At 59.5% G+C, this 18,336-nt stretch carries 16 protein-coding genes; 7 read left to right on the top strand and 9 right to left on the bottom strand.

The genetic code is table 11. From position 1 onward, the window contains the following. The first annotated feature begins 127 nt into the window (after positions 1–127). From ACYZT8_RS16185 to ACYZT8_RS16170, 4 genes are all read left to right on the top strand, one after another. On the top strand, positions 128–1,411 hold the full coding sequence (locus tag ACYZT8_RS16185; RefSeq protein WP_461974139.1) for a Zn-dependent hydrolase: 1,284 nt from the start codon (positions 128–130) through the stop codon (positions 1,409–1,411). A 321-nt stretch (positions 1,412–1,732) separates the two neighbouring features. Beyond that, positions 1,733–3,229 (top strand): helix-turn-helix transcriptional regulator, encoded by a 1,497-nt coding sequence (locus tag ACYZT8_RS16180; RefSeq protein ID WP_461974137.1) that lies wholly within the window; start codon positions 1,733–1,735, stop codon positions 3,227–3,229. Between the two features lie 195 nt (positions 3,230–3,424). Next, positions 3,425–3,679 (top strand): DUF1652 domain-containing protein, encoded by a 255-nt coding sequence (locus tag ACYZT8_RS16175; protein WP_461974135.1) that lies wholly within the window; start codon positions 3,425–3,427, stop codon positions 3,677–3,679. A 410-nt stretch (positions 3,680–4,089) separates the two neighbouring features. After that, on the top strand, positions 4,090–4,716 hold the full coding sequence (locus ACYZT8_RS16170) for a trimeric intracellular cation channel family protein (RefSeq protein WP_461974133.1): 627 nt from the start codon (positions 4,090–4,092) through the stop codon (positions 4,714–4,716). A gap of 3 nt (positions 4,717–4,719) precedes the next feature. On the opposite strand, the gene ACYZT8_RS16165 is transcribed toward ACYZT8_RS16170, so the two are convergent. The 7 genes from ACYZT8_RS16165 to ACYZT8_RS16135 form a co-directional block, all read right to left on the bottom strand. Further along, complete coding sequence (locus ACYZT8_RS16165; RefSeq protein ID WP_461974131.1) at positions 4,720–5,835, bottom strand: Gfo/Idh/MocA family protein; 1,116 nt, start codon at positions 5,833–5,835, stop codon at positions 4,720–4,722. A gap of 178 nt (positions 5,836–6,013) precedes the next feature. After that, positions 6,014–6,781, bottom strand: a complete 768-nt coding sequence (locus tag ACYZT8_RS16160; protein ID WP_219093920.1) for an SDR family oxidoreductase — start codon at positions 6,779–6,781, stop codon at positions 6,014–6,016. Positions 6,782–6,829: 48 nt separating this feature from the next. Then, on the bottom strand, positions 6,830–7,897 hold the full coding sequence (locus tag ACYZT8_RS16155) for a phosphotransferase family protein (RefSeq protein WP_461974129.1): 1,068 nt from the start codon (positions 7,895–7,897) through the stop codon (positions 6,830–6,832). A 201-nt stretch (positions 7,898–8,098) separates the two neighbouring features. Beyond that, positions 8,099–9,067: a 2-hydroxyacid dehydrogenase gene (locus ACYZT8_RS16150; RefSeq protein ID WP_461974127.1), complete on the bottom strand. Its 969-nt coding sequence runs from the start codon at positions 9,065–9,067 to the stop codon at positions 8,099–8,101. A gap of 110 nt (positions 9,068–9,177) precedes the next feature. Then, on the bottom strand, positions 9,178–9,765 hold the full coding sequence (locus tag ACYZT8_RS16145) for a TetR/AcrR family transcriptional regulator (RefSeq protein WP_461974125.1): 588 nt from the start codon (positions 9,763–9,765) through the stop codon (positions 9,178–9,180). Positions 9,766–9,826: 61 nt separating this feature from the next. Further along, entirely contained in the window at positions 9,827–10,747 is a 921-nt protein-coding gene (locus ACYZT8_RS16140; protein ID WP_461974123.1) for a DMT family transporter, read from the bottom strand. A 44-nt stretch (positions 10,748–10,791) separates the two neighbouring features. Beyond that, positions 10,792–11,175, bottom strand: coding sequence for a tautomerase family protein (locus ACYZT8_RS16135; RefSeq protein ID WP_461974121.1), 384 nt, complete (start codon positions 11,173–11,175; stop codon positions 10,792–10,794). A gap of 269 nt (positions 11,176–11,444) precedes the next feature. Between ACYZT8_RS16135 and ACYZT8_RS16130 the strand changes: the two genes are divergently transcribed. Beyond that, positions 11,445–12,725 (top strand): serine/threonine transporter, encoded by a 1,281-nt coding sequence (locus tag ACYZT8_RS16130; RefSeq protein WP_461974119.1) that lies wholly within the window; start codon positions 11,445–11,447, stop codon positions 12,723–12,725. A 183-nt stretch (positions 12,726–12,908) separates the two neighbouring features. Here the strand turns inward: ACYZT8_RS16130 and acnB are convergent, their stop codons facing one another. Next, complete coding sequence (gene acnB, locus ACYZT8_RS16125; RefSeq protein WP_461982486.1) at positions 12,909–15,518, bottom strand: bifunctional aconitate hydratase 2/2-methylisocitrate dehydratase; 2,610 nt, start codon at positions 15,516–15,518, stop codon at positions 12,909–12,911. 510 nt (positions 15,519–16,028) lie between these two features. On the opposite strand from acnB, the gene ACYZT8_RS16120 reads away from it, so the two are divergent. After that, positions 16,029–16,499, top strand: coding sequence for a DUF1289 domain-containing protein (locus ACYZT8_RS16120; protein WP_461974117.1), 471 nt, complete (start codon positions 16,029–16,031; stop codon positions 16,497–16,499). Positions 16,500–16,619: 120 nt separating this feature from the next. Here ACYZT8_RS16120 and ACYZT8_RS16115 read toward each other — a convergent pair whose 3' ends face one another. Beyond that, entirely contained in the window at positions 16,620–17,483 is an 864-nt protein-coding gene (locus tag ACYZT8_RS16115; RefSeq protein ID WP_461959199.1) for a universal stress protein, read from the bottom strand. A 161-nt stretch (positions 17,484–17,644) separates the two neighbouring features. Here ACYZT8_RS16115 and ACYZT8_RS16110 point away from each other — a divergent pair, with 161 nt between their 5' ends. Further along, positions 17,645–18,253 (top strand): MiaE family protein, encoded by a 609-nt coding sequence (locus ACYZT8_RS16110; RefSeq protein WP_461974116.1) that lies wholly within the window; start codon positions 17,645–17,647, stop codon positions 18,251–18,253. Positions 18,254–18,336 lie beyond the last annotated feature (83 nt).

Below are 18,336 nucleotides of genomic sequence, written 5' to 3'. Positions count from 1 at the left end.
ATCGGGTGTACACAGCATGTGTGTACGACCTCAATCCCTGTGGGAGCGGGCTTGCCCGCGATGGCGGCCTCAAATACAGCAAAAAATTGCCTGAAGAAACCTATAACAACTGCCTGAGGAGATCATCATGAACGCTGCTGTAGACGTTCTGCAGTCCACCCATCAGCACATCAACCGCGACCGCTTGTGGCAGTCGCTCATGGACTTGGCCAAGCTCGGCGCCACGGTCAAGGGCGGCGTCTGCCGTCTGGCGCTGACCGATCTGGACCGCCAGGCCCGGGACATCTTCGTCAACTGGTGCGAAGACGCCGGTTGCACCGTCAGCATCGACGCCGTCGGCAACATCTTCGCCCGCCGCCCCGGGCGCAACCCGAACCTGCCACCGGTGATGACCGGCAGCCACATCGACACCCAACCCACCGGCGGTAAGTTTGATGGCTGCTTCGGTGTGCTGGCCGGTGTCGAAGTGCTACGCACTCTCAACGACCTCGGCGTGGAAACCGAAGCGCCGCTGGAAGTCGTGGTCTGGACCAACGAAGAAGGCTCGCGTTTCGCTCCGTGCATGATGGGTTCCGGCGTGTTCGCGGAAAAATTCACCCTCGAAGAAACCCTGGCCAAGGTCGATGCCGAGGGCGTCACCGTTGGCGAAGCCCTGAATGCCATCGGCTACGCTGGCCCACGTAAAGTCAGCGGCCACGCCGTCGGTGCCTATTTCGAGGCGCACATCGAGCAAGGCCCGATCCTCGAAGACGAACACAAAACCATCGGCGTGGTGATGGGGGCTCTTGGCCAGAAATGGTTCGACCTGAAACTGCGCGGTGTCGAAGCCCACGCCGGCCCGACGCCGATGCACCTGCGCAAGGACGCGCTGGTTGGCGCCGCAGTGATCGTCGGTGCCGTCAACCGCGCCGCCCTCGGCCATCAACCTCATGCCTGCGGCACCGTGGGTTGCCTGCAAGCCTATCCCGGCTCACGCAACGTCATCCCCGGCGAAGTACGCATGACCCTCGACTTCCGTCATCTGGAACCGGCGCGGCTGGACTCGATGATCGCCGAAGTCCGCGCAGTCATCGAAACCACCTGCGAGGAACACGGCCTGAGCTTCGAACTCACGCCCACCGCTGATTTCCCGCCGCTGTACTTCGACAAGGGGTGCGTCGAAGCGGTACGCGGTGCTGCGCAAGGTCTGGGGCTGTCGCACATGGACATCGTCAGCGGAGCAGGGCACGACGCGATCTTCCTCGCCGAACTCGGCCCCGCCGGGATGATCTTCGTGCCATGCGAAGGCGGCATCAGCCACAACGAAATCGAAAACGCCGCGCCGGATGACCTGGCGGCCGGGTGTGCGGTGTTGTTGCGGGCGATGCTGGCGGCGTCGGCGGCGATTGCCAGCGGCCAGTTGGCGGCCTGAAACCCGTGGCGTGCGCTGAAAGTATCAGCGCACGTCACAAACCCGATGCCTCAATCGTCATCCTTCACACCGTTCGTAGCAGCTGTCGAGCTTGCGAGGCTGCGTTCGGCGACGCAGTCGTCGTCAATCCTGAATGCTGGATCCCCCTGATACACCGCAGTGCCGGATCCAGCGACGACTTCGTCGCCGAACGCAGCCTCGCAAGCTCGACAGCTGCTACATGTGCCCGGTCGCTGCACCTGCTTCGCACTATCCCACCCCCCTGCGGTCGTAATCTTCACAGGCGGCGCGTCACTGCGCCGCTGCACCCGTGGAGACCCAATGAGCCAGGACGTCCTGACCACCGAAACCAATCGCCGTCAGTTGCAGCAGATCATCGCCGGTTTGTCCGACGGGGTGATTCTGCTGGAGCTCGATCAGACGATCCTGTGGGCCAATGATGCCGCGCTGGCCATGCACGGCGTCAGTCGGATCGGCGAGTTGGGCGTCAATGCCAAGGAATACGCCAAGCGTTTTGCCTTGCGCTATCGCAACAATCACCCGGTGCCGCCGGAAAACTACCCGATCAGCCGTGTTGCCAATGGCGAGATGTTCAGCGATGTGCTGGTTGAGGTGACGCCGGCCGATGACGAAGAGCGCACTTGGGTTCACAGCGTGCGCAGCCTGGTGCTGGCCGACAGCGCTGGCGAGCCGGAGTTGTTGGTGTTGATCATGGACGATGTCACGGAGTGGGCCAGTGCCGAGCAGCGTTTCGAAAAGACCTTCAATGCCAACCCGGCACCGGCGGTGATTTGCCGTCTCAGTGACTTGCGTTACATCAAGGTCAATGCAGGCTTCCTGGAAATGACCGGCTATGCCCGCGATCAAGTGATTGGGGTATCGACCTATGAGCTGGACATCCTTGACGGTGCCGAAAAGAAAGACCTGGCGATCGAGCGCCTGCGTGAGCACGCCACAATTCCGCAGATGCAGGCAGAGCTGAAAATGGCTGACGGCGGCAGCAAGCAGGTGATCGTCGCCGGGCAGCCGCTGGAGTTCAACGAGGAGGACTGCATGCTGTTTTCCTTCGTCGACATGGAGCCGCGGCACAAGGCCGAGGTGGCGCTGCGCCAAAGTGAGGAGCGGTTCGCCAAGGCGTTTCGCCTGACGCCGGTGCCGACATTGGTCTGCGATGCGCAGGATCAGGTGGTGATCGACGTCAACGAGGCCTTCCTGGATACCCTCGCGTATCCCAGTGAGGAAGTGCTGGGCAAGACCGTTGCAGAGATCGACTTTATCGATGACAAGGGCGCGCGCACCGGGCTGTTTGCGGCGCTGGAGAAGGCTGGAAGCCTGGATCGGATCGATGTCAGGATCCGCAGGAAAGACTCGACGTTGATTGACTGCACAGTGTCGGCCGACACCGTGAATATTCAGGACAAACCTTGCTACCTGCTGGTGTTGATGAACATCACCGAGCGCAAACGCACCGAGTTGGAGCTGGTGTCGGCGATCGAGGAGGTGATGAAGGACGCTTCGTGGTTCACCCGTACGCTGATCGAAAAACTCGCCAACGTGAAGAACATCAACTCGCCGCAATTGCCCAGCGTGTCCTTCACCGACCTGACCGCCCGCGAGCGCGATGTGCTCGGCCTGATCTGCGAAGGCCTTGCCGACAAGGAAATCGCGGCGCGCTTGAAACTGGCGCCCAATACGGTGCGCAACCATGTGTCGACGGTGTATTCCAAGCTTGATGTGCACAGTCGCAGCGAGGCGATTGTGTGGGCGCGGGAACGCGGTTTGTTCTCCAGCGAATGGAGACCGAAGAGCCAGCGATAAGGTGCAAATGCACTAGGTAGGGCAGTGCAAATGGATGTTCTGGCGGACGGTGGCAATTCTTAGTCTGTGAGGGTGCGATGCGGGTCTTTGGCCTGCGTCGTGTCCTCTACGAAACAGCTTAAGGAACAGTTACATGCTCGGCCAATTCAACAGGTTTTCAGTCGACGGGGTCAGCCGGCTCATGGGTGAATCGCAATGATTTATCTGGCGCAATTGCGTGCACAACTGGAACAGCATTTTTCCCCGCTGGCTTGTGATTGCAGTGTCTCGGGTGACAACTCGGTCACTGTGAAGCTTTATCACCCGGTGTCGGGTCAGGTTGATCTTGTGGTCAGTGGATTGAGTGTCGAGCACCTCAGAACCCCGGAAGCGGTCACGACGTTGATTGATGAGTTGCGTTATGAACTCGAGAGCAACAGCTTGGACCGTCGGTCCGATTCGACCTCGTAGGAGCTGTCGCTTTTCAGGGTTGAAAAGGGGCAAAGTGCCTTGTTTGCTGGCATTGGCGGCTGGCTAGGCTATAAGAAATGCGAGGGTATTATTTTCTGTGACCAGTCCGCGGCTTCGCGGTAGGGGTGTCGGGTCGCGGAAAGTGTCGATTACTTATCGCGGGACAGCCTATGAACAGTCTTGGGAAACGTGCTTTTTCGCCGCTCTCGCTCGCCTTCTGCGTAGCGATTCTCAGTGGTTGCTCCAGTCCGCCGCCTCCACCGCCCGCTGCACCACCACCTATGCCTGAGCGCACGTGCGAAACCACTGAACAAACCGATGTGGCGGGCGACGCGAGAGTGACCGAGGAAGTGACCCGGCAAACGACGCTGACCCGTTGCGTTACGCAATAAGCCAGGGCGACTGCATCGTTGAAGCCCCGTGTTGAAAAAATCGTGTTGGTGGCCGACCTGGTCGGCACCGCGGTGTTTGCCGTTGAAGGCGCGATCAGCGCCATGCGCAGCAACCTCGACCTGCTTGGGGTGATGGTGATTGCCTTCATCGTCGCCCTGGGCGGCGGGGTGACACGGGATCTGTTGATCGGCGCCACGCCGCCCAATGCCGTCGCCGATTGGCGTTATCCGGCGCTGGCCTTTTTGATGGGCGGGGTCGCGTTTGTTTTTCATGAACAGGTGCTGAGCTGGTCCGGTTCGACGTTGATCGTGCTGGACGCCGCGGGGCTCGCGTTGTTCGCTGTGGCCGGGGCGCAGAAGGCGCTGAATTTTGGCATCTCGCCGTTCGTGTCGATGCTCATGGGCACCATTACCGGCGTGGGTGGCGGGGTGCTGCGTGACATCGTGCTGGCGCGGGTGCCGGTGGTGTTGCAGGCCGATCTGTATGCGAGTTCGGCCTTTGTCGGTGCCGCCGTGCTGATTATCGGACGCCGTTGCGGCGTACCGCCCGTGGCCTGCGCGTTGCTGGCGGGGGCGGCGTGCCTGGCGTTGCGATTGCTGTCAGTGAGTTACGGCTGGCAGTTGCCGAAAGTCATGGGCGCCTGAGCTTCAGACGTCCTCGATCCTGACCCATCGTGACTCGGTTGCCGCCAGCCGGATTGCCGTCGCGAGACGTTCGACTTCCCATGCTTGCTCGAAGTCAGTGCCACCTTGGGAAAGGCCGGCCAGCGCCATCACCAGGTCATGCACTTCCAGCGTCTTGAGTTCGTTGTATCCCAACTGATGACCCGCCGCCGGACTGAACGCCGCGTAACCTGGCAGATTCGGCCCCGCGAGCAAACGCTGGAAGCCGTCCTGGCCGGCGCGATACAGCCGCAGCTCGTTCAGGAGCTCCTGATCGAACGCCAGCGTGCCTTCAGTGCCGCTGACCTCGAAGCTCAGGTGATTCTTGTAGCCATGCTTGAGCCAACTGCTGCTGAACGTACCGTGCGCGCCGTTGGCAAACCGCAGCAACGCGTGGACCTGATCGTCGACCGCAATGTGCCGTTGTTCCTGGCTGCCCGCCGTCGCAGGACGCTGCTGATGTACGGTTTGAGTGTCGGCGCACACCGATTCGACATCGCCCACCAGATAGCGCGCCATCGCCAGCAAATGGCTGCCCAGATCCGCCAGCGCACCGCCCGCGTGATCGGCATCGCAACGCCATGACCACGGCGAAGCAGGGTCGGCCATGAAGTCTTCACTGAACTCACCCTGGAAACTAATGATCCGCCCCAGCTCGCCACTGTCGATCAACTCCCGAGCCAGTCCGATCATCGGGTTGTGCTGATAGTTGTAACCCACCCGCGTCACCACGCCCGCGGCTTTGGCGGCCAGACGCATGGCATCGGCTTGCTGCAGATTCACCGCCAAAGGCTTCTCGCAATACACCGGTTTACCAGCGGCGAGGGCGGCCATGGCCATGGGGTAGTGGAGGTGATTGGGGGTGGTGATGGCGATCAGATTGACCTTCGGGTCATCGATCAGTTGTTGCCAGTCGGTGTGAGCAGTTTCGAAACCCCAGGCGTCGGCGCAGTGTTGCGCGCGGTGTGGATCGGCGTCGGCGAGGGCGACCAGTCTGAGCTTCAGCGGGAGCTCGAACACCGCGCTGACGTTGCGAAAGGCCAGGGCGTGGGCGCGGCCCATGAAACCTGTGCCGATGAGTCCGATACCGAGTTCGCGCATGATGGAAGGCCTTTTGAATTTTATTTTCAGAAGGCACTTTATGGAATAAATATTCGCTTAATGCAATATTCGGAATAAATATTCATTAAGTTTGTGGGGGTAGCTCAGAGCGTGGGAACGATCGGGCGAACGAAAAAGGCAGCCTCAAGGCTGCCTTTTGTTCATCCGCAGAAATGCATCAGGACAAGAACCCGCCATCCACGTTCAGCGAAACCCCGGTCGTGTAGCTGGACGCATCGCTGGCCAGATAAAGCACGGCCCCGGCCATCTCACTCGGATCGGCCACGCGCTTGAGCGGAATCTGCTGCAACGCGGTCTTCAGGATCGCATCGTTCTTCACCAGTGCCGAAGCAAACTTGGTGTCAGTCAGCCCTGGCAGCAGGGCATTGCAGCGGATGCCGAACTGCGCGCATTCCTTGGCGAACACTTTGGTCATGTTGATCACGGCAGCCTTGGTCACCGAGTAGATGCCCTGGAAGATGCCCGGCGAGATGCCATTGATCGACGCGACGTTGATGATGCTGCCACCGCCGTTTTCGCGCATCAGTTTGCCGGCTTCGACCGACATGAAGAAGTAGCCGCGGATGTTGACGTCGACGGTTTTCTGGAAGGCGCTGAGGTCGGTGTCCAGTACGTTGCAGAACTGCGGGTTGGTCGCGGCGTTGTTGACCAGGATGTCCAGGCGCCCGAACTGTTCCTTGATGCCGGCGAAGACCTGGCTGATCTGTTCCATTTCTCCGATGTGGCAAGCGACGGCGGTGGCTTTGCCGCCAGCGGCGATGATCGCGTCGGCCACGTGTTGGCAGCCGTCGAGCTTGCGGCTCGAGACGATCACGTGGGCGCCTTGCTGGGCCAGCAGTTTGGCGATGGCCTCACCGATGCCGCGGCTGGCGCCGGAGACGAAGGCGATTTTGCCGTCGAGGTCGAACAACTGAGTCTTGGACATGGTTTTTCCTTGTTATAGGGGCCAGGGAATGTAAACGGAGCCGCGCGATCAGAGGCTGGATTTGGAGATGACTTGCAGGCTCATCTGCTCCAGCAGTTTGTTCATGTGAATGAACTGCGCGAAGCGTTTGTCCTGGGTTTGACCGTGGAAGAAGCGGTAGTAAATCTGCTGCACGATGCCGGCGAGGCGGAACAGGCCGTAGGTGTAGTAGAAGTCGAAGTTGTCGATCTGGATGCCCGAGCGCTCGGCGTAATAATCGACGAACTCGCGGCGTGTCAGCATGCCCGGGGCGTGGCTCGGTTGGCGACGCATCAGTTGCACCGGCGCCGGGTCTGCGGCTTCGATCCAGTAGGCGAGGGTGTTGCCGAGGTCCATCAGCGGATCGCCGAGGGTGGTGAGCTCCCAGTCGAGTACACCGATGATTTGCATCGGATTGTTCGGGTCGAGGATCACGTTGTCGAAGCGGTAGTCGTTGTGGACGATGCTAGAAGTCGGGTGGTCGGCTGGCATCTTGTCGTTGAGCCAGGCCTTGACCGCTTCCCACTTCGGCGCGTCCGGGGTCAAGGCTTTTTCGTAGCGATCGCTCCAGCCTTTGATCTGCCGCGCCACATAGCCTTCGGGCTTGCCGAGGTCGCCCAGGCCATAGGCCTTGTAGTCGACCCGATGCAGTTCAACGAACTTGTCGATGAAGCTTTTGCACAGGGCTTCGGTTTTTTCCGAGTCCAGGCCCAGTTCCGGTGGCAGTTCGGAGCGCAGGATGATCCCGTTGACCCGTTCCATCACATAGAACTCGGCGCCGATCACCGATTCGTCGGTGCAGTGCACATAGGCTTTGGGGCAATACGGAAAACCGTCGCGCAACTGATTGAGGATGCGAAACTCGCGGCCCATGTCGTGTGCGGACTTGGCCTTGTGGCCAAACGGCGGTCGACGCAGGACAAATTCCTGCTCCGGGTATTCCAGCAGGTAAGTCAGGTTCGACGCACCGCCGGGAAACTGGCTGATCACAGGCAAGCCACTCAAGCCCGGAATGTGGGCCTTGAGGTACGGATCGATCAGGCTGGCATCGAGTTCTTCGCCGGTACGGATACGGGTGGACTGGTCAGTAAGCGCCATGCTTATCCCTTCTGCTTATTTTTGAGGCCAGACATCATTGGCTAATCTAATGGTGCGCCGGGGTCGCCACAAGCGTGGCACGGTCTTATAGGTTAGCGTGTTGCTGGATAATCAGCGTTCCTGATGTGCGGGAACAGGCGCGGGGGCAGGTCTCGGGGGACGAACAGCGCCCTGGCTCTGGACGCTGGCGGGCGTCCTTAGTCAGCGAACGAGAACGGCGGTGACCGGTGCGGGTAAGTCAATGGGCGTCAACACCGGTTCGCCGGAAAAGAACGCCACCAGGTTTTTCCCCACCAGTTCAACGGTGCCTTGAGTCGCTTCCGGGGACAATCCCGCGACATGCGGCGTCAGGATCACGTTGGTCAGCGCCTTGAATGCATCCGGCACGTGAGGTTCGGCATCGAACACATCCAGTGCGGCACCGGCAATGCGTCGTTGTTCAAGCGCGCTGACCAGGTCCGCCGTGGCAATCACCGAGGCTCGGGCGATGTTCACGATGAACCCCTTGGAGCCCAAGGCCTCGAGCACTTGTTTGTTGATCAGGTGTTTGGTGCCCAGGCCGCCGGGCGTGGCGATGATCAAAAAGTCCGAGGCGCGTGCCAGTTCGGTCGGCGTCGAGCAGAAGGCATAAGGGACGTCGCTGCGATGTTGGCGATTGTGGTAGCTCACGGTCATGTCAAAGCCTGCGGCGGCGCGTTTGGCGATGGCCATTCCGACGGCGCCGAGGCCGAGAATCCCCAGGCGCTTGCCGGCCAGGGAAGGGCGCATGATCTTCGGCCACTCGCCGCGGCGTACGGCGGCGTCGCATCGGGGAATGTCGCGCACCAGCGCCAGCAACATCGCCATGGCATGGTCGGCAACTGAAGAAGCATTGACGCCGGCGCCATTGGTGACGGTGATGTCCCGGTCGGCAGCGGCTTGCAGGTCGACGTGTTCGTAACCCGCGCCAATTACGCAGATGATCTTGAGATTGGGCAGGGCGGCGATTTCATCGGCGTACAGGCCCAATGGGCCGCGGGTCAATACCGCATCAATCTGAGCGCCATGCCGTGTAATGGCGGCGACGCGCTCGGCGGGCGTCGGGGCCAGAATCAGGTGAAAGCCCTGATGTTCGAGAATCGGCAAGTAATCATTGATGGTTTCAACCAGTACCAGAACAGTTGCAGGCATGCTGGGCTCCTGTGGATATTGAATGTCGGATCTCGAATGTTGCTTCAGATTGCTGATTCCAGAGGAGTTTAGCAATTACCAAGGATCGCACATGCTGTTGGTCAGATTGATTAACCTTGCGAGGTAAGAAAATTCCGGGCGGCGTCGAGAATCTCATCGGACAACCCGTCTCCGCGTGTGGCGCGAGCCAGGGTCAGTGCGCCGACCATCAATGAATAGTCCACCAAGGCTTGTTGGCGATTGGCTTCGGGCTGATCTGCACCCATCAAGGGTGTGAGCATCTGCAGCAAGGCTTCCAGCCCTTGGGTGTAGGTCTGGTGCAAACCGCTTTCCGCCGTCTCATGGCACATGTCCCCGGCAAAGGCAGTCACCGGGCAGCTTTCGCCCGGATTGTCGCGATTGGCCGACGACAGGTAGGGCGCGATGATGCTCGTGCGCGCCGAGACGCTGTCGTCATTGGCGTCGATTTTCTGTTTCCAGCGTTCCATCGACTGCGTGAACGCCCGAGTGCAGGCCTCTTTCGCCAACGCTTCCTTGGACTCGAAATGACCATAGAACCCGCCATGGGTCAGGCCGGCCGCGCCCATCACATCGACGACGCTGATCCCGTGCAGGCCGCGCTCGCGAAACAACCGCGTGGCGGCCTCGACGATGATCTCGCGGTTGAGTTCGGCTTGTTTTCGGGAGACTCGAGGCATGGCGGCTCACAGATTTGGAAGGTTTAGATGATTGGCATCATAAGGAGCTGTTGGTCGTGTGTCAGTGAGTCACTTTCGCGGCAACAGTTGACTTGGCTGTAGGGTTTTTCTTTCCCGATTGCAGGACGTAAACCCCGCCAAGGATCAGCAGCATCGCCAGCAGGTCGAGACTCTTGATAGGTTCGCCTACCAGCAGCGTGCCGATCAGCAAGGCAATCACCGGCGGAATATAGGTGACGCCCGACGCGGCGAGGGCGCCCAGCCGTTGCACGATGAAGTAATAAAGGATGTAGGCGACACCGGTTCCGGCCAGCCCCAGGCCCAATATCACGCCAGACAGCGCCACCGGGTCCAGCGAGATGCGCGCCATGCCATGCATGTCGGTAATGAGCGTGATGAGCACCAGGGCGAAACCGATCTGATAGGTCGACAACGCCAGCGGCGACAAACCCAGCGGCGTGATGAAGCGTCGGGCGTAGACAAACGAGCAACCGACACTCAGCGAACCGGCAATCATGTACAGCACGCCGCTGACATCGACACCGGCCGCCAGACTGTTCCAGGGTCGTGCAATCAGAATCACCCCGACAAAACCGAGGAAAATGCCGAAAGCCGTGCGGGAATTAAGCGGTTCGGCGCGCAGGAAAAGCCATGCAGTGACGAAGGAAAACAGTGGAATCGCACCGCTGAGCATCCCGGCCACGCTGGACAGCAATAAGGAAGTGCCCTTGGCGAAGGCGTAGTAGTAAATCACCGTCGCCAACAGCGCCATCACCAGAAAATGATGGCTGTAGCGCAGGTGCGACCAACTCAGGCTTCGACGCGCGAGGGCGAATGCCAGGATCGGCAAAAACCCGAACAATACGCGCAGAAAGACAATTTGAGTGGGAGTAATCCATTCGGCCGCCCACTTCATGAAAATGAAGTTGGTGCCCCAGATCAGGCCGAGCAGAGCGAACGCGAGATACGCGGCCTGTTTCATGAGATGTCCTCCAGGGACCTTGTAAACGCCAGACGTGGCGACAATCAGCTGGCGTATTGAGCGATGCCATTGCCAAACGACCAGTTCTCCGCCTTGACCTCCACCAGATTGATGAAGACATCTTCCTGGCGAACAGCCAGTTCAGCGTTGAGGCTTTCGGCGATGGTCTTGTAGAGCAGTTTTTTCTGCTCGAGGGTGCGGCCTTCCCGAAGGGTGATCTGGATGATCACCAGGTTGTCCGTACGATTGATGCCCATATAGATGGGGTCAAAAATGAAGTGGTTCTCGTCGTGTTCGGCGAGGATCTGGAAGTTGTCGTTCTCGGGGACGCCAATGGTGGCGTGCATGGCAGTGTAGATCAGTTTGCCGATGCGCTTGGCGAAGGTCGGGTCCTGGTTCTTTTTGATATCGACGCGAACGAGTGGCATGGAAGGTCTCCGCAGAAGAAGGCTGCCGGTCAGCAGTCAGGTTCGAAAGTACCTGACGCTACTCTTTTGTTAAATAGATTTTTCAAAACATCTATTTAATGCAGTGGTCGGTGAAACTGATCCGCACAACCGTTCCTCAGCTAAGTCTTTGCTTCTGTTGATTAATCCCGGACAATCGCGCCCCTGTTTCGGCCAGGGCGCTGCCCGTCGGATTTTCCCGACTCGTCCTGACCGGGTAGCAAATGACCGGAATGCGGAGATCCCACCGGATGAATGATCAGGCCAATAGCGTCGACGAACGCTATGTAGCGGCGACACCAGCGACTCTCACCCGCTGGAATCGCCATGACACCACCTGGATGCTGGGCCTGTTTGGCACGGCAATCGGAGCCGGTACCCTGTTTTTGCCGATCAACGCGGGCCTGGGCGGTTTCTGGCCGTTGCTGATCCTGGCGGTGCTGGCGTTCCCCATGACCTTTTATGCGCACCGTGGCCTGACCCGTTTTGTGCTGTCCGGACGCGAAGGCGCGGACATCACCGAAGTGGTTGAAGAACACTTCGGCATCAAGGCCGGTGCGGTGATCACCTTGCTGTACTTCCTCGCGATTTTCCCGATCCTGCTGATCTACAGCGTGGCCCTGACCAATACCGTGGGTAGTTTCCTCGAGCATCAACTGCACATCATGCCGCCACCGCGCGCCGTGCTGTCGTTCGTGCTGATCCTCGGCCTGTTGGCTGTAGTGCGTTGCGGCGAGCAGCTCATCGTCAAGGCCATGAGCCTGATGGTGTATCCGTTCATTGTTGCGCTGCTGTTCCTGGCGGTGTTCCTGATTCCGCACTGGAACGGCGGCATCCTGGCCACGGCTTCGACCCTGCCTGAACCGTCGGCGCTGCTGCACACGCTGTGGCTGGCGATTCCGGTGATGGTGTTCTCGTTCAACCACTCACCGATCATCTCGGCATTTGCGGTGGACCAGAAGCGTCGTTACGGCGAACACGCTGAAGAGCGCAGCTCGCAGATCCTGTCCCGCGCCCACGCCTTGATGGTGGTGATGGTGCTGTTCTTTGTCTTCAGCTGCGTACTGACCCTGTCGCCAGCGCAACTGGCCGAAGCCAAGGCGCAGAACCTGTCGATCCTGTCGTACCTGGCCAACCACTTCAGCAACCCGACCATCGAGTTTGCGGCGCCGTTGATTGCTTTCGTGGCGATTTCCAAGTCGTTCCTGGGTCACTACATCGGCGCCAGCGAAGGCCTCAAAGGCCTGGTCATGAAAAGCGGCAAACGCCCGGCGCCCAAGACTCTGGACCGCATGACTGCCGCGTTCATGCTGGTGGTGTGCTGGATCGTTGCCACGCTGAACCCGAGCATCCTCGTCATGATCGAAACCCTCGGCGGCCCGGTCATCGCGGCAATCCTGTTCCTGATGCCGATGTACGCGATCCGCAAAGTGCCGGCAATGGCGCGCTATCGTGGTCAGGCGTCCAATGTCTTCGTGACGGCCGTTGGTTTGGTGGCTATTTCGGCGTTGATCTATTCGCTGACTGCCTGATCAGCGATATCTGACTGATCGTTCCCACGCTCTGCGTGGGAATGCCTCTTGTGACGCTCTGCGTCACGTTTTCGGACGCAGAGCGTCCCAGGGCTGCATCCCCACGCGAAGCGTGGGAACGATCAGGCATAAAAAAACGCCGCTCATCTCACGATGGGCGGCGTTTTTTATTGCGTTGCAGCGTTAGGCTTGAACGACCGGGATGTTGGCGTTCGCAGCAGCTTCACGGAACTCGGCGATCTGGTCGAAGGACAGGTAGCGGTAGACATCGGCCGCCATGCTGTCGATCTTGCCAGCGTATTCCATGTACTCCTCGACGGTCGGCAGGCGACCCAGGATGGAAGCAACAGACGCCAGCTCAGCCGAAGCCAGGTAGACGTTCGCGCCGTCACCCAGACGGTTCGGGAAGTTACGGGTCGACGTCGACACCACAGTGGAGTTCGGTTCTACACGTGCCTGGTTACCCATGCACAGCGAGCAGCCTGGCATTTCCATGCGTGCGCCGGCCTTGCCGTAGATGCCGTAGTAGCCTTCTTCGGTCAGCTGGTGAGCGTCCATTTTGGTCGGCGGCGACAGCCACAGACGGGTTGGAAGCTGACCTTTGACCTGTTCCAGCAACTTGCCGGCAGCGCGGAAGTGACCGATGTTGGTCATGCACGAACCGATGAACACTTCGTCGATCTTCTCGCCAGCAACGCTGGACAGCAGACGGGCGTCGTCCGGATCGTTTGGCGCGCAGAGCACTGGCTCTTTGATGTCGGCCAGGTCGATTTCGATGACTTCAGCGTATTCGGCGTCAGCATCGGCAACCATCAACTCAGGGTTGGCGACCCAGGCTTCCATCGCTTGAGCACGACGTTCCAGGGTACGTGCATCGCCGTAGCCTTCGCCGATCATCCAGCGCAGCAGGGTGATGTTGGAGTTCAGGTACTCGGTGATCGACTCTTTCGACAGCTTGATGGTGCAACCGGCAGCCGAACGTTCGGCCGAGGCGTCGGACAGCTCGAAAGCCTGCTCGATGCTCAGGTCGTCCAGGCCTTCGATTTCCAGGATGCGGCCGGAGAATGCGTTCTTCTTGCCTTTCTTCTCAACGGTCAACAGGCCAGCCTGAATCGCGAAGTAAGGAATGGCGTGAACCAGGTCGCGCAGGGTGACGCCCGGTTGCATTTTGCCTTTGAAGCGCACCAGGATCGATTCCGGCATGTCCAGCGGCATAACACCAGTGGCTGCGGCGAACGCTACCAGGCCGGAACCGGCCGGGAACGAAATGCCCATAGGGAAACGGGTGTGCGAGTCACCACCGGTACCGACGGTGTCCGGCAGCAGCATGCGGTTCAGCCAGCTGTGGATGATGCCGTCGCCCGGACGCAGGGAAACGCCGCCGCGGGTCATGATGAAGTCTGGCAGGGTGTGGTGGGTGGTCACGTCGATCGGCTTTGGATAGGCCGCGGTGTGGCAGAAGGACTGCATCACCAGATCGGTCGAGAAGCCCAGGCACGCCAGGTCTTTCAGTTCGTCACGGGTCATAGGACCGGTGGTGTCCTGAGAGCCGACGGTGGTCATTTTCGGTTCGCAGTAAGTACCTGGACGAACGCCTTTGCCTTCTGGCAGGCCGCACGCCTTGCCGACCATTTTCTGTGCCAGGGTGAAGCCCTTGCCGGTGTCGACAGGTGCTTCAGGCAGTTTGAACAGATCGGTAGGGCCCAGGCCCAATTCGGCACGAGCCTTGTCGGTCAAACCACGGCCGATGATCAGCGGGATACGGCCGCCGGCACGAACTTCGTCCAACAGCACCGGGGTCTTCATTTCGAAGGTGGTCAGGACTTCGTCGGTGCCGTGTTTGCAGACTTTACCCGCATGCGGGTACAGGTCGATCACGTCGCCCATGTGCATGTTGGAGACGTCGAATTCGATCGGCAGTGCGCCGGCATCTTCCATGGTGTTGTAGAAGATCGGAGCGATTTTGCTGCCGAAGCAGAAACCGCCGGCACGTTTGTTCGGAACGTTCGGAACGTCGTCGCCGAAGAACCACAGCACCGAGTTGGTGGCGGATTTACGCGAAGAACCGGTACCGACCACGTCACCGACGTAGGCGATTGGGAAACCGGAATTGCGCATTTCTTCGATCTGCTTCATCGGGCCGGTAACGCCCTGGACGTCAGGTACGATGCCTTCACGTGCCATTTTCAGCATGGCGAGGGCGTGCAGCGGGATGTCCGGGCGGGACCAGGCGTCCGGAGCAGGGGACAGGTCGTCGGTGTTGGTTTCGCCGGTGACCTTGAACACGCGCAGGCTGATCTTGTCGGCCAGGACAGGGCGGTTGCGGAACCACTCGCCGTCAGCCCAGGACTGGATCACGCCTTTGGCGTGTTCGTTGCCGTTGCGGGCTTTTTCCGCCACATCGTGGAACGCATCGAACATCAGCAGGGTGTGCTTGAGTTGAGCGGCAGCGACAGGGGCCAGTTCGGCGCTGTCGAGCAGGTCAACCAACGTCACGATGTTGTAGCCGCCCTGCATGGTGCCGAGCAGTTCAACCGCGCGTTTCTTGTCGATCAGAGGGGATTTTGCTTCGCCTTTGGCGAGGGCAGACAGGAAACCAGCCTTTACATAGGCCGCTTCGTCCACACCAGGCGGAATGCGATTGGTGATCAGGTCAACGAGGAAAGCTTCTTCGCCAGCCGGGGGATTCTTCAGCAGCTCAACCAGGCCTGCAGTTTGTTCGGCGTTTAGCGGCTGGGGAACGATACCCAGTGCTGCACGCTCTTCGATATGTTTGCGGTAGGCTTCAAGCACAGTTATTACCCTCATCAGTGGTCCCAAATGGGTGTCCGGGACGCTCATCCCGAAATTGCCGTACTCATGCGCTGCGTGGCGTTGTGGGCCACTTAGCCAGAATTACCGACAATTCCTTACAGAAGCTGCTTTCAAAGTTTTACGCCTGCAGAACGGGAGCTGATGAGGGTTGGCGTTGGGCTTTTCCCCGCTGGAAAAACCCATCGCCAACACCGCTCTGAAGGAACGACTGTGCTCGTGACGCTTTGAAAACAGCTTCTAACGGACATTGGCGCCTTAAAAGGCTGGCTGATTCTACGGCAAAAAAAAATTAAAGGTAAGTCAGGGGCTATTGGACTTTGGTGGAGAGCCGCGTTGCCGTGCCAACGTGTCCGAAGCAAGGCGCGGGCATCCGTCGCGGCAGTCACCAACGTCCAGCAGACCCTGAGCCCCTGCATTTTGAGGGGTGATGAATGCCGGACAAAGGGCTAACATGCCGGCCTGTTCTGCTTTCCCGTGTTTTGCCTACCTATGCCCAATCAGACCATCAAGACCCCCTGCGTCGGCCTCTGCTCCACTGTTTACGGTGATCTGGTGTGCCGTGGCTGCAAGCGTTTCCACCATGAAGTGATCAACTGGAATGGTTACAACGAGGAGGAAAAGCGCGCGGTGTGGCTGCGTCTTGAGCAGCTGTTGTCCCAGGTGATGGCCAGCAAGCTGGAGGTTTTCGATGCCCAGCGCCTGCGCTTGCAGCTGGAGCAGCGCAAGATCCGCTTTGTGCCGCATCAGTCCGAGTATTGCTGGGCTTATCAGCTGATCGCCCGGGGTGCGCGGGTCATCAACAACCTGGAAGCCTACGGGATGGTATTGATGCCGGAGTTTCGCGACTGGAACCTGCCGGAATTGCGCGATGCCATTGATCGGGAATTCTTTTTGCTGTCTGAGGCGCATTACCAGCGCTACATCGCCCCGGGTTTCCTCAGAGACGCCTTCGGCGGCTGAAAAGCATCGCGGGCAAGCCACGCTCCCACAGGTTTTGTATCGATCACAACCATTTTGTACGACACAAAACCTGTGGGAGCGGGCTTGCCCGCGATGGCGTCCTTATTCGCGCCACAGATCTCAATGCTGCGTCACAATCTCCTCCAGATGATCCATGATCGTATCCGGCTTCAGCACCAGCACATCGCTCTCCACCGCATCCAGCACCACCTCCGCCGTATTCCCGATCAACGCCCCAGACAGTCCGGACCGCGCAACAGTACCAATGACGATCACGGCCGCCTGAAGCTTGTGCACCATGAACGGAATCAACACGTCCGCCGGGCCTTCGGCGATATGTAGGTGTTCATCATCGATATCGAATTCGGCCTGAAACGATTTGCACTGCTCGCGATAGCGCGCCTCGATGGTTTCGCTGAGCTGCAACGTCGGGTCGGCCGCCGACAACATTGGTGACGGATGGGCGCTGACCACGTGCAAACGAGCCTTCGCCAGGCTGGCGATGTCGTAGCCGTGATCGACGATGGCGGCGTGCAAGGTGCGGTGCTCATTCTCGGTATTGCCGACGTCGATCGCCGCCAGAATGACCCCGCCCGTCCACGGTTTTGAGGTTTTCACCAGCAGCACCGGCGTAGGGCAATAACGCAGCAATTTCCAGTCCGCCGGGGTCAGCAGGGCTTTTTTCAACGAGCTGTCGGGGTAATGCTGTTTGACCACCAGCCCGCAACCTTCAGCCTGCTGCACATCGACGATGGTTTCATGCAGGCTTTCATTCCAGGCCTGCTCGGTGGTGACGCTATAGCCGTCCTCAATCAGGGCCGCCTTGAGCACGCCCAACATGCCGCTATGGTCATGCTTGCGATCGCACACCAGCAAATGCAGATGAGCCTGGGTCACGCCAGCAATCAGTTTGGCCCGTTTGAGCGCCAGGCTTTCCGAGTGTTCGGGTTCGATGACCACCAGAATGCTGCGAATGGCTTGCATGATCGGGATCTCCAGGGAGGTAAAAAATACTGCGTTGGACAACTATAGTTGTTCGCTGCCAACCCGGTAGTTGATGCATATCAACGGTCGCGACTGGTGGTCTGGCGGCAGGCCGGTATAATCGGCGCCCTTCGATTTACACCTTTTATTCCGTGAGCCCCATGATCCTTCCCGAAATTCACGAGTTCCTCGGCTGCCGCACCCCCGACGGTTGGGTCCAGGCCGCGCTTGCCGATCAGGAAACCCTGCTGATCGACCACAAGAACTGTGAGTTCAAGGCGGCCAGCACGGCGTTGAGCCTGATCGCCAAGTATCACTCCCACGTCGACCTGATCAACCTGATGTCGCGTCTGGCCCGGGAAGAGCTGGTGCACCACGAGCAGGTCATGCGCCTGATGAAAAAGCGCAAGATCGAGTTGCGCCAGCTGTCCGCCGGGCGTTACGCCTCGGGCCTGCGCAAAGTGGTGCGCAGCCACGAGCCGGTCAAGCTGGTGGACACCCTGGTGGTTGGCGCTTTTATCGAGGCCCGTAGTTGCGAGCGTTTCGAGGCGCTGGTGCCGCATCTGGACGAAGAACTGGGCAAGTTCTACTTCGGCTTGCTGAAAAGCGAAGCGCGGCACTTCCAGGGTTACCTGAAACTGGCTTACCAGTATGGTGATGCCAAGGACATTGCCCAGGTGATCGACCGGGTTCGCGCTGCCGAGCAGGAATTGATTGAGTCGCCGGACGTGGAGTTCCGTTTTCACAGTGGCGTGCCAGCAACGGCGTAAAGATCAAAAGATCGCAGCCTCGTTTCACTCGACAGCTGCTACATAGAACTGCGTATCCCCTGTAGCAGCTGTCGAGTGAAACG

The sequence above is a fragment of the Pseudomonas sp. LB3P93 genome, assembly GCF_054898025.1.
Note: the sequence above shows the minus strand (reverse complement) of the source record. Positions and strands in the feature narration are given on the sequence as shown.